At 72.7% G+C, this 10,772-nt stretch carries 8 protein-coding genes; 4 read left to right on the top strand and 4 right to left on the bottom strand.

From position 1 onward, the window contains the following. Nucleotides 1-150: 150 nt before the first annotated feature. Both ACFWBW_RS30910 and ACFWBW_RS30905 read right to left on the bottom strand, forming a co-directional pair. Nucleotides 151-624 carry a PaaI family thioesterase gene (locus tag ACFWBW_RS30910; RefSeq protein ID WP_385379371.1) on the bottom strand — a complete coding sequence of 158 codons (474 nt, stop codon included), beginning with the start codon at nt 622-624 and terminating at the stop codon, nt 151-153. A gap of 54 nt (nt 625-678) precedes the next feature. Beyond that, the gene (locus ACFWBW_RS30905) at nt 679-2,967 is read right to left on the bottom strand and encodes an FdhF/YdeP family oxidoreductase (protein ID WP_385379368.1); all 2,289 of its coding nucleotides are present in this window, start codon (nt 2,965-2,967) and stop codon (nt 679-681) included. 146 nt (nt 2,968-3,113) lie between these two features. Between ACFWBW_RS30905 and polA the strand changes: the two genes are divergently transcribed. Next, complete coding sequence (gene polA / locus ACFWBW_RS30900) at nt 3,114-5,840, top strand: DNA polymerase I (protein WP_385379365.1); 2,727 nt, start codon at nt 3,114-3,116, stop codon at nt 5,838-5,840. A 39-nt stretch (nt 5,841-5,879) separates the two neighbouring features. Here the strand turns inward: polA and ACFWBW_RS30895 are convergent, their stop codons facing one another. Then, entirely contained in the window at nt 5,880-6,752 is an 873-nt protein-coding gene (locus ACFWBW_RS30895; protein WP_385379362.1) for a DUF4184 family protein, read from the bottom strand. 222 nt (nt 6,753-6,974) lie between these two features. Between ACFWBW_RS30895 and ACFWBW_RS30890 the strand changes: the two genes are divergently transcribed. The 3 genes from ACFWBW_RS30890 to ACFWBW_RS30880 all read left to right on the top strand — a co-directional run bounded on the left by ACFWBW_RS30890 (nt 6,975) and on the right by ACFWBW_RS30880 (nt 9,614). Beyond that, complete coding sequence (locus tag ACFWBW_RS30890) at nt 6,975-8,312, top strand: lytic transglycosylase domain-containing protein (RefSeq protein ID WP_385379465.1); 1,338 nt, start codon at nt 6,975-6,977, stop codon at nt 8,310-8,312. 169 nt (nt 8,313-8,481) lie between these two features. Beyond that, the gene (locus ACFWBW_RS30885) at nt 8,482-8,622 is read left to right on the top strand and encodes an SPW_0924 family protein (RefSeq protein WP_250744997.1); all 141 of its coding nucleotides are present in this window, start codon (nt 8,482-8,484) and stop codon (nt 8,620-8,622) included. Between the two features lie 14 nt (nt 8,623-8,636). Then, the gene (locus tag ACFWBW_RS30880; RefSeq protein WP_385379359.1) at nt 8,637-9,614 is read left to right on the top strand and encodes a DUF3068 domain-containing protein; all 978 of its coding nucleotides are present in this window, start codon (nt 8,637-8,639) and stop codon (nt 9,612-9,614) included. Here the strand turns inward: ACFWBW_RS30880 and ACFWBW_RS30875 are convergent. Next, nucleotides 9,604-10,772, bottom strand: a 1,169-nt coding sequence (locus ACFWBW_RS30875) for an ATP-dependent helicase C-terminal domain-containing protein (RefSeq protein WP_385379356.1), incomplete at its 5' end; no start/stop codon positions are given. The two genes, ACFWBW_RS30880 and ACFWBW_RS30875, sit on opposite strands and share 11 nt — an antisense overlap.

Raw genomic sequence — 10,772 nt, 5'->3', positions numbered from 1 at the left:
GGGTAGGGGGAGGGGGGGAAAGAAGGGGGGGGGGGGGGGGGGGGGGGGGGGGGGGGTGGGGGGGGGGGGGGGGGGGGGGGGTGGGGGTTCCCCTCTTCTGTCTCCGGGGCGGCCGACCCCCCCCGGGCCCGTGGCCGGCCCTCGACGGGGTCAGACCCCGGGGGCCGCTTCTACGTCGCGCAGCAGGCAGGTCAGGCGGGCGGTGCAGACCCGGCGGTCCTGCTCGTCGGTGATGACCACCTCGTAGGTGGCGGTGGAGCGGCCCCGGTGGACGGGGGTCGCGACACCGGTGACCAGGCCGGAGCGGGCGCCGCGGTGGTGGGTGCAGTTCAGGTCGACGCCGACGGCGACCTTGGTGATGCCGCCGTGCATCATCGCGCCGACCGAGCCGAGGGTCTCGGCGAGCACGGCCGAGGCCCCGCCGTGGAGGAGTCCGTACGGCTGGGTGTTGCCCTCGACGGGCATGGTGGCGACGACGCGCTCGGCGGAGGCTTCGAGGATGCGGATGTCCATCCGCTTGCCGAGGTCGCCCGCCGAGAACAGCGCGGGCAGGTCGATGCCCAGGGCCGTGTACTCGTCGAGGACCTCCTGCGGGAACTTCACCGCGTGCTGCTGCTCGCCCATGGGCCGACTCCGTTCGTCAACGTTCGTTAACCATCTTGTCCTGGAGTCGTTCTATCAGGACGGCTCGAAGCGCACGACGACGGACTTGCTCGCGGGGGTATTGCTGGTGTCCGCCGTGGCGTCGAGGGGCACCAGCACGTTGGTCTCGGGGTAGTAGGCGGCGGCGCAGCCGCGGGCGGTCGGGTAGTGCACGACGCGGAAGCCGGGTGCGCGCCGTTCCACGCCGTCGCGCCACTCGCCGACGAGGTCGGTGTACGAGCCGTCGGCCAGCCCGAGCTCGGCGGCGTCCTCGGGGTTGACCATGACCACGCGGCGGCCGCCGGTGATCCCGCGGTAGCGGTCGTCGAGGCCGTAGATGGTGGTGTTGTACTGGTCGTGGCTGCGCAGGGTCTGCAGGAGCAGGCGCCCCGCCGGGAGGTGCGGGTACTCGACGGGGGCGGCGGTGAAGTTCGCCTTGCCGGTCTTCGTGGGGAAGCGGCGCTCGTCGCGCGGGGCGTGCGGGAGCTGGAAGCCGCCGGGGCGGGCGACGCGGGCGTTGAAGTCCTCGAAGCCGGGGATGACGCGGGAGATCCGGTCGCGGATGGCCGCGTAGTTCTTCTCGAACTCCTCCCACGGGGTCGCGGAGGCCTTGCCGAGGACGGCGCGGGCCATGCGGGCCACGATCGCGGGCTCGGAGAGCAGGTGCGGGGAGGCGGGGGCGAGGTTGCCGCGGGAGGAGTGGACCATGCCCATGGAGTCCTCGACGGTCACGAACTGCGCCGTGCCCTTCTTGCCGGGAGCCGTGACCTGGACGTCCTTGTCGGTGCGGCCGAGGGTGGGCAGGATCAGGGCGCGCCTGCCGGTGACCGCGTGCGAGCGGTTGAGTTTGGTGGAGACGTGCACGGTCAGGGAGGCGCGGCGGACGGCGGCCTCGGTGACCTCGGTGTCGGGGGTGGCGCCGACGAAGTTGCCGCCCATGGCGAAGAGGACCTTGGCCTCGCCGTCGCGCAGGGCCTGGATGGAGCGGACCACGTCGAAGCCGTGCTCGCGGGGCGAGGTGATGCCGAATTCCTTGTCGAGGGCGTCGAGGAAGGCGGGCGCGGGGCGCTCGAAGATCCCCATGGTGCGGTCGCCCTGGACGTTGGAGTGGCCGCGGACGGGGCAGACGCCGGCGCCGGGGCGGCCGATGTTGCCGCGCAGGAGCAGCAGGTTGACGACCTCGCGGATGGTGGCGACGGAGTGCTTGTGCTGGGTCAGTCCCATGGCCCAGCAGACGATGGTGCGCTTCGAGGCCAGGATCATGGCGAGGGCGCGCTCGATGTCGGCGCGGGTCAGGCCGGTGGCGGTGAGGGTCGCGTCCCAGTCGGTGTCCTGGGCGGCGGCCGCGAACTCCTCGTAGCCGTGGGTGTGTTCGCGGATGAACTCCTCGTCGGTGGCGCCGCCCGCCTCGATGACCAGCTTGTTCAGGAGGCGGAAGAGGGCCTGGTCGCCGCCGATGCGGATCTGGAGGAAGAGGTCGTTGAGGGCGGTGCCCTTGAGCATGCCGAGGGGGGTCTGCGGGTTCTTGAACCGCTCCATGCCGGCCTCGGGCAGCGGATTCACCGAGATGATCTTCGCGCCGGCGGACTTGGCCTTCTCCAGCGCGGAGAGCATGCGCGGGTGGTTGGTGCCCGGGTTCTGCCCGGCGACGATGATCAGGTCGGCCTGGTGGAGGTCTTCGAGGGAGACGCTGCCCTTGCCGATGCCGATCGTCTCGTTCAGCGCGGAGCCCGAGGACTCGTGGCACATGTTCGAGCAGTCGGGGAGGTTGTTGGTGCCGAACTCGCGGACGAACAGCTGGAAGAGGAAGGCGGCTTCGTTGCTGGTGCGGCCGGAGGTGTAGAAGAGGGCCTCGTCGGGGGAGTCCAGGGCGCGCAGCTCCTCCGCGATGATCTCGAAGGCCCGCTCCCAGCTGACCGGCTCGTAGCGGTCGCCGTCCGCCTCCAAGAGCATCGGCTGGGTGATCCGGCCCTGCTGGCCCAGCCAGTAGCCGGAGCGGTCGGCGAGGTCGGCCAGGGGGTGCGCGGCGAAGAACGCGGGGGTGACCCGGCGCAGGGTGGCCTCCTCCGCGACGGCCTTGGCGCCGTTCTCGCAGAATTCGGCGGTGTGCCGCTTGTCGCCCTCGGGCCAGGCGCAGCCCGGACAGTCGAAGCCGTTCTTCTGGTTGACCTTGAGGAGGGTGCGGGCGGTACGGGCCAGGCCCATCTGCTCCTGCGCGATCCGCAGGGTGTGCCCGATGGCGGGCAGGCCGGCGGCCGCGTGCTGAGGGGGCGCTACCTGCGGTGCGTCCTGTACGGGATCACCTGTGGGCGGCTTGGTGGCCATGTCGCTCCCCTTCGAGCAGTCTTCTTCGTACGCATCCGATCCTGTCACGCTCCGTCCGTGGCGCCGACTCCGGATTTGCCCCGCCCCCTTTGCCCTGCCGCGCAGCCCGTCCGGTTTTGTCAGTGGCGGCGCCTAGGATCGGGGGCGTGGCAGATTCAGCATCGAAGAAGACCGACCAGCCGACCGCAGCGGACCGCCCCCGCCTGATGCTCATGGACGGGCACTCCATGGCGTACCGGGCGTTCTTCGCGCTGCCTGCGGAGAATTTCACGCTCGCGACGGGACAGTCGACGAACGCCGTCTACGGATTCGCGTCGATGCTGGCGAACACGCTGCGCGACGAGGCGCCCACGCACTTCGCGGTGGCGTTCGACGTGTCCCGCAAGACGTGGCGCGCGGCGGAGTTCCCCGAGTACAAGGCGAACCGTTCCAAGACCCCCGACGAGTTCAAGGGGCAGGTGGAGCTGATCGGCGAGCTCCTCGACGCGATGAGCGTGCCGCGGTTCGCGGTCGACGGCTTCGAGGCCGACGACGTGATCGCGACGCTGGCCACGCAGGCCGAGGCCCTCGGCTTCGACGTGCTGATCGTCACCGGCGACCGCGACTCCTTCCAGCTGGTCTCCGAGCACACCACCGTGCTCTACCCGACCAAGGGAGTCTCCGAGCTGACCCGGTTCACCCCGGGAGAGGTCGAGGAGAAGTACGGCCTCACCCCCCAGCAGTACCCGGACTTCGCGGCGCTGCGCGGCGACCCGTCCGACAACCTCCCCGGCATCCCGGGCGTCGGCCCGAAGACCGCCACCAAGTGGATCACCCAGTTCGGGTCGTTCGCCGAGCTCGTGGAGCGCGCCGACGAGGTCAAGGGCAAGGCCGGGGAGAGCCTCCGGGAGAACCTGGACGCCGTGAAGCTCAACCGGGTCCTGACCGAGATGGTCAAGGACGTCGCCCTGCCCAAGACCCCCGCGGAGCTGGTCCGCGCCCCCTACGACCGGAGCGCCGTCACCGGGGTCCTGGACGTACTGGAGATCCGCAACGCCTCCCTGCGCGAGCGGCTGCTCGCCGTCGACCCGGGCGCCGCCGAGGACGAGGCCCCGGCCCCGGCGGCCGCCGCCGCGGTGGAGCTCGACGGCTCCGTGCTCGGCGCCGGCGAGCTCGCGCCGTGGCTGGAGAGCCACGCGGGCGCCCCGCTCGGCATCTGCACCGTCGACAGCTGGGCGCTCGGCACCGGCAACGTCTCCGAGATCGCGCTCGCCTCGGCCGGGGGAGCCGCCGCCTGGTTCGAGCCGTCCGCACTGGACGAGGCCGACGAGCGGGCCTTCGCCGCCTGGGCCGCCGACGCCGCCAAGCCCAAGGTCGCGCACAACGCCAAGGCCCTGATGCGGGTCTTCCCCGAGCACGGCTGGACCCTGGCCGGGGCCGTCATGGACACCGCGCTCGCCGCCTACCTGGTCAAGCCGGGCCGGCGCTCCTTCGCGCTGGACGTGCTCTCCCAGGAGTACCTGCACCGGGAACTGGCGCCCGCCGCCGCCGACGGGCAGCTCGCCTTCGGCGCGGATGACACCGCCGAGGCGGAGGCCCTGATGGCGCAGGCCCGCGCCGTCCTGGACCTCGGCGACGCCTTCGCGGTGAAGCTGCCCGAGGTGGGCGCGGCCGAGCTGCTCCACGACATGGAGCTGCCCACCTCCGAGCTGCTGGCCCGCCTGGAGCGGGCCGGCATCGCCGTGGACCGGAGCCACCTGGAGGGCATGGAGCTGCAGTTCGCGGGCGCCGTGCAGCAGGCGGTGAAGGAGGCGCACGCGGCGGTGGGCCACGAGTTCAACCTCGGCTCGCCCAAGCAGCTCCAGGAGGTCTTCTTCGGCGAGCTGGACCTGCCGAAGACGAAGAAGACCAAGACCGGCTACACCACGGACGCCGACGCGCTCGCCTGGCTGGCCACCCAGACCGACCACGAACTGCCCGTGATCATGCTCCGCCACCGGGAGCAGGCCAAGCTGCGCGTCACGGTCGAGGGCCTGGTCAAGATGATCGCCGCCGACGGCCGGGTGCACACCAGCTTCAGCCAGACCGTCGCCGCCACCGGCCGGCTGTCCTCCACCGACCCCAACCTGCAGAACGTGCCGGTGCGCACCGACGAGGGCCGGGCCATCCGCCGCGGCTTCGTCGTCGGCGAGGGCTACGAATCCCTCATGACCGCCGACTACAGCCAGATCGAGCTGCGCGTCATGGCCCACCTCTCCGAGGACGAGGGCCTGCTCGAAGCCTTCCAGTCGGGCGAGGACCTGCACACGACCGTCGCCTCCCAGGTGTTCGGCGTCGAGCGCTCCGAGGTCGACGCCGAGATGCGGCGCAAGATCAAGGCCATGTCCTACGGTCTGGCCTACGGGCTCTCCGCGTTCGGTCTCGCCCAGCAGCTGAACATCGAGCCCGGCGAGGCCCGCGGCCTGATGGAGACCTTCTTCGAGCGCTTCGGCGGGGTCCGGGACTACCTGGGCCGCGTCGTCGAGGAGGCCCGCGCCACCGGCTACACGGCCACGATCCTCGGCCGCCGCCGCTACCTCCCGGACCTCAACAGCGACAACCGCCAGCGCCGCGAGGCCGCCGAGCGGATGGCGCTGAACGCGCCGATCCAGGGCACCGCCGCCGACATCGTCAAGGTCGCGATGCTGCGCGTGGACAAGGCGATCACCGGGGCAGGGCTGAAGTCGCGGATGCTGCTCCAGGTCCACGATGAAATCGTGCTGGAGATCGCGCCCGGAGAGCGCGCGCAGGTGGAGGAGCTGGTGCGCCGCGAGATGGCCGACGCCGTCGACCTGCGGGCCCCGCTGGACGTGTCCGTGGGCGTCGGCCCCGACTGGGAGTCCGCCGCGCACTGATCTCCGCGCACCTGTGGCCGAGACAGCGCCCGTCCCCGCCTACGCGGTGGGGACGGGCGTTCTCGTGTCCTCGTCCGACGCGTTCGGGTCCGCGTCCGAGCGGTCGCGGACCCGCCTGTGACGCAGGCGCACGAGGGCCCCGTACAGCAGGAGCCCCACGGCGAGACCGCCGCCCGCTCCGAAACAGACGGTCGGGATGATGTCGAGCGGGGTGCGGATCCGGTCGTAGTACGTGAAGAAGCGCAGCACGTGCAGGGTGACCCCGACCGTCACGCAGACGAGGACCAGCACGAGCGCGCCCCACACCTCGGCCCGGCCGAGCATCGGGACGGACGCGGGGGCCGGCGATCGGGGCAGCCGGCGCAGCGCGGTCGCCGTGAACCAGACCAGGACGCAGGCCGCGAGCGCCGAAGTCCCGTACTGCAGGTACGAGTAGAGGGGCAGCCCGAGCGCGAGGGGCTCGCCCAGTGCAGGCAGGATGCGCGTCCCGAAGCGGTCGATGTGAGTGAAGGCGTCCCACACCACGTGCGTGAGGGAGCCGATGACCGCCGAGAGGTAGAACCGCAGGGCCAGCGCGGGCAGTCGGCGCCCGCGCCACTCCTCGCCCCGGACGAAGGCGTGCACCCTGCCCTGCCGGCCGCGGGGCAGGAGCGCGATCAGCGGCTCGCGCAGCAGCAGCCAGCACGCCGCGAGGACGGCGGTCAGGACCGCGTCGGCGGTCAGGATGCCGGGCAGGGAATGCGCGAAGGTGGCGTACGGCCCCAGGCCCGAGATCACCGTGCCGGCGAAGTAGAAGGTGTCCGGCGCGAACGACCCGAGGACCAGGGCCGATCCGACGAGGGGGCCGCGCGCACGACCGGACCGGCGGAGGGCCGGAAGCACGGCGGCCGCGTGGCTGAGAGTGAACGGCATGGGACCTTGTCTCGGGGGCTCGGCTCATCGACCGGTGCGGTACGACCGGCGCGTCCAGTATGGGTGGCCTGCGCAGCGCATGAGGAAATCGTGAATTCCCGCCCACGATGCGTGCCCTGTTCAGCGAGTTGACGTAGGGTCACGCGGACGTCGAGGGGGAGGGGGGTCCGGCTCATGACGGCTCGGATTCGGATACCGGGACGCGTGTCCGCCGGGACGGGGATGTCGACCCGGTTCGGCCGGGTGGTGCGCAAGGGCGGGGCCGCCGTGCTCGTCTCCGCCGTCGTGGCCGCCGTACTGACGGCCTCGCAGGGGCCGTTGGCGGCCGGGGCCCAGGTGCTTCCGGTCGCGGAGCCCGCGCCCGTGCCCGACGGCTCCGCGGGGGACGGCTCCTACTTCACCGCGCTGCCGCCGCTGGTGAGCCCCGAACCGCCGGCCGTGCTGCTGCCCGAGGACGGGGCGGCGCCGACGCCGGTGCCCGTGGCATCGTCCGCTGCGGTTCCGGGGCCGCGCGAGGAGCCCGTGGCCACGGGCGGCGCCGAGGGCGCACAGGGCATACCGGCGACCGTGCTCGCCGCGTACCGGGGCGCGGAGCAGGTGGTCGGCGGCAGCGACCCCGGATGCGGACTGCGCTGGCAGCTCCTCGCGGCGATCGGCAAGGTCGAGTCCGGGCAGGCGCGCGGCGGTCAGGTCGACGCCTCCGGTACGACGCTGCGGCCGATCCGGGGGCCCGTGCTCGACGGCAACGGCTTCGCGAACATCCCGGACACCGACGGCGGGGCCTACGACGGGGACTCGCGCTACGACCGTGCGGTCGGGCCGATGCAGTTCATCCCGTCCACGTGGGCCTCGTGGGGCCAGGACGCCAACGGCGACGGCCGGCGCGACCCCAACAACGTGCACGACGCCGCGCTCGCGGCGGGCCGCTACCTGTGTGCCGGTACGCGTGACCTGCGGGTGGGCGCTGATCTGGACCGGGCCGTGCTGTCGTACAACCACTCCTCCGCGTACCTGCGGACGGTGCGGTCGTGGTTCACGTATTACCTGAAGGGCGCGCACGAGGTGCCGGACGGCCGGGGCAGCGGCGGAGACAGTGGCAGTGGCGGCGGTGGCATCCCGGTGGTGACACCCCCGAAGCCGAGCCCGACACCGACACCGAAGCCCACGCCTTCGCCGAAGCCGACACCCTCGCCTTCGCCTTCGCCGAAGCCGACACCCTCGCCCACGCCTTCGCCGAAGCCGACACCCTCGCCCACGCCTTCGCCGAAGCCGACACCCTCGCCCACGCCTTCGCCGAAGCCGACACCCAGTCCCACGCCGACGCCTTCGCCGAAGCCCACCCCGAGCCCGAGCCCGACCCCGACCCCGAGCCCGAAGCCGACCCCCAGCCCCACGCCGAGCCCGAAGCCCACCCCGAGCCCGGCGCCGACCTCGTCGCCGAGGCCCGAGCCCGCTCCGAAGCCCACGGCTTCGGTCTCCCCGCCGCCGAAGCCCAAGCCCTCGCCCAAGCCGTCCCCGTCCGCGTCCGCCGCCGCTCCGGGGCCCACGCCGACCCCCTGACGCCCCTGACGCGCCCCGCCCCCGCCGCCTGAGCGGTGGGCGGGGCCTCGGCGTGTCCGCCCGCGGTTCGGGTCCCCGCGCGAGCAGTGGCTCAAACGGTTCTCATCTGTCACCCGCATTGCTACGTTGCCACCGCCCTGACACCCCATCAGATTCCGGAGGCCCCGGCATGCGCGCATTCGTCGCCGCCGCCAGCGGTCTCGTCCTCGCGGCGCTCCTCGTCTTCGCCATCACGGCGACGGGGGCGCCGGAAGGCAAGACCTCACCGAAGCCCCTGCTCACCACCGCGCCCGCCGCGCCCGGAAAGTAGAGGAGGGCCCGGCCATGCGACGCAGAGCAAGCCTCGTCCTGCTAGCCGTAGCCGTGTTCTGTGCAGCGCTCGCACCGCTGCTGCGCTGGTACGCGTACCCCAGGCTCGCCAAGATCCCGCCGAGCCAGTACCAGGAGATGGTGCTGGAGGCGAAGGACGCGACCCTCATCGACTACGCCACCATGCAGCCCAAGAAGGTCGACAAGGTCACCATCGTCCAGACCCTCAAGGGCAACGTCGAGGCGTCGCGGGAGATCGAGGCCAGCGCCGGCAAGGACGTCGTGGTCTGGGACACGCTGACCCACATCATGGGCCCGGACGGGAAGATGGTCTCCCAGATCCCGGAGCGCTACATCTTCGACGCGCACAGCCAGGACCCGGTGCACGCCACCGGCGAGGCGGTGGACGGGGACCCGGTCAAGCGCGAGGGCATCGAGTTCAAGTGGCCGTTCTTCACCGAGCCGCGCGACTACCTCTACTTCGACCAGCAGACCCGCACCTCCTCGCCCATCCACTACGTGGGGCCGCGCACGTTCAAGGGCGTGGACGTCTACTACTTCGAGCAGACCGTTCCGTGGACGAAGGTCGGGCTGCCCAAGAAGATGCCGTTCGAGGGCATCGACCCGGCGACGTTCGAGCAGACCACCGGGACCAGCCTCTGGTACACGACCAAGGCGAAGTTCTGGGTCGACCCGGTGACCGGCGCGCCCGTCAACGCCGAGCAGGAGATCCAGCAGGAGATGCGCGGCGGGAGCATCGCGGGCAGCGCGCCCGACGGGAAGCTCACCGTCTTCGCCGGACACGTGAAGATCCGCGAGGACTACAGCGACTACACCGTCGACCTGGTCAAGTCGAACCGGGTCATGGTCCTCGCGCTGCACACGTACGCCCCGATCGGGCTGGCGGCCGGCGGCCTCGCGCTGTTCGGGCTCGCCCTGCTGCTGGAGGCGCGCACCCGGCGCCCCCAGCGGGAGGAGCCGTTCAGCGCTTGAGCCGGGCGTTGGTGTGCCGGGTGGGCTCGGCGGTCGCCGGGTCCTCGGGCCACGGGTGCTTGGGGTAGCGGCCGCGGAGCTCGGCGCGGACGGCGCGGTAGCCGCCCTGCCAGAAGGAGGCCAGGTCGGCGGTGACCGCGGCGGGCCGGCCGGCGGGCGACAGCAGGTGGACGAGTACGGGGACCCCCGCGACCCGGGGGGTCTCGGCCAGCCCGAACAGCTCCTGGAGCTTGACCGCGAGTACGGGCTGCCCGTGCTCGGCGGCGTAGTCGACGCGGATCCGGGAGCCGCTGGGCACCTCGATCCGCTCCGGGGCCAGCTCGTCGAGCCGGGCGGCCTCCCCGGTGGCCCAGGGGAGCAGCCGGTTCAGCGCCTGCCCCGCGTCGATCCGCGCGAGGTCGCCGCGGCGGCGGGCCCTCGACAGCTCGGGCTCCAGCCAGTCGTCGGCCCGCTCCAGCAGCTCCCCGTCGTCCGCCACGTCGGGCCAGGGCGGGCCGAGCGTGCGGTGCAGGAACCCGAGCCGGGCGCGGAGCGCCTGCGAGTCCGGGGTCCAGCGCAGCAGGCCCAGCCCGTCGGTCCGCAGCCCGTCGAGCAGCGCGGCCCTGACGAGGTCCCGGTCGGGGGTGCGCAGGGGGCGTGCGGCGAGCTCGATGGCGCCGAGCCGTTCCACGGAGCGGGCGACGAGATCACCGCCCTCCCAGTGCACCTCCTCGCCGGAGCGGAACAGGTGGCCGGCGGCGCTGCGGGCGGTGTCCTCGTCGAGGAGGGCTCCGAGCCGGACGCGGGCCGACGCGGAGTGCGGCGGCCTGTCGGCGACTGCGACGGCCAGCCAGGGCGCGCTGCGCAGCCCTGACCCCTCGCCGAGCTCGGCTCCCGTCCCGGAGGCCATGAGGAAGGCCCCCTGGCCCTTGGCCTTGGCCACGCGTTCCGGGAACGCGAGTGCTGCGACCAGCCCGGCGGCGGCGTCGTGGGGGACGGATTCTTCCCCCGCCCCGCCCCTTCCCGGCTGTGCAGCATTCTGCGGCTCCGCCGCGCGGGGGGCTCCGCCCTGGACCCCGGACGTGCGCTGTGTGGCCAGTGGGTCCTGGGTGGGGGCCCAGGGGCTGGGAAGGGGGGGGGTTGGGGACTTCCCCCCCCGGCCCCCTTTTCCCCCTGTGC

This window comes from Streptomyces sp. NPDC059957, assembly GCF_042730015.1.
Lineage (GTDB): Bacteria > Actinomycetota > Actinomycetes > Streptomycetales > Streptomycetaceae > Streptomyces.
The sequence above is the reverse complement of the archived record's forward strand: the minus strand, read 5'-3'. Positions and strand labels throughout refer to the sequence as shown.

What these genes read in the sequence shown, in the direction of transcription:
- ACFWBW_RS30910 (WP_385379371.1), bottom strand. Translation starts at nt 624, where the DNA reads ATGGGCGAGCAGCAGCACGCGGTGAAGTTCCCGCAGGAGGTCCTCGAC.
- ACFWBW_RS30905 (WP_385379368.1), bottom strand. Translation starts at nt 2,967, where the DNA reads ATGGCCACCAAGCCGCCCACAGGTGATCCCGTACAGGACGCACCGCAG.
- ACFWBW_RS30895 (WP_385379362.1), bottom strand. Translation starts at nt 6,752, where the DNA reads ATGCCGTTCACTCTCAGCCACGCGGCCGCCGTGCTTCCGGCCCTCCGC.
- ACFWBW_RS30890 (WP_385379465.1), top strand. Translation starts at nt 6,975, where the DNA reads ATGTCGACCCGGTTCGGCCGGGTGGTGCGCAAGGGCGGGGCCGCCGTG.
- ACFWBW_RS30885 (WP_250744997.1), top strand. Translation starts at nt 8,482, where the DNA reads ATGCGCGCATTCGTCGCCGCCGCCAGCGGTCTCGTCCTCGCGGCGCTC.
- ACFWBW_RS30880 (WP_385379359.1), top strand. Translation starts at nt 8,637, where the DNA reads ATGCGACGCAGAGCAAGCCTCGTCCTGCTAGCCGTAGCCGTGTTCTGT.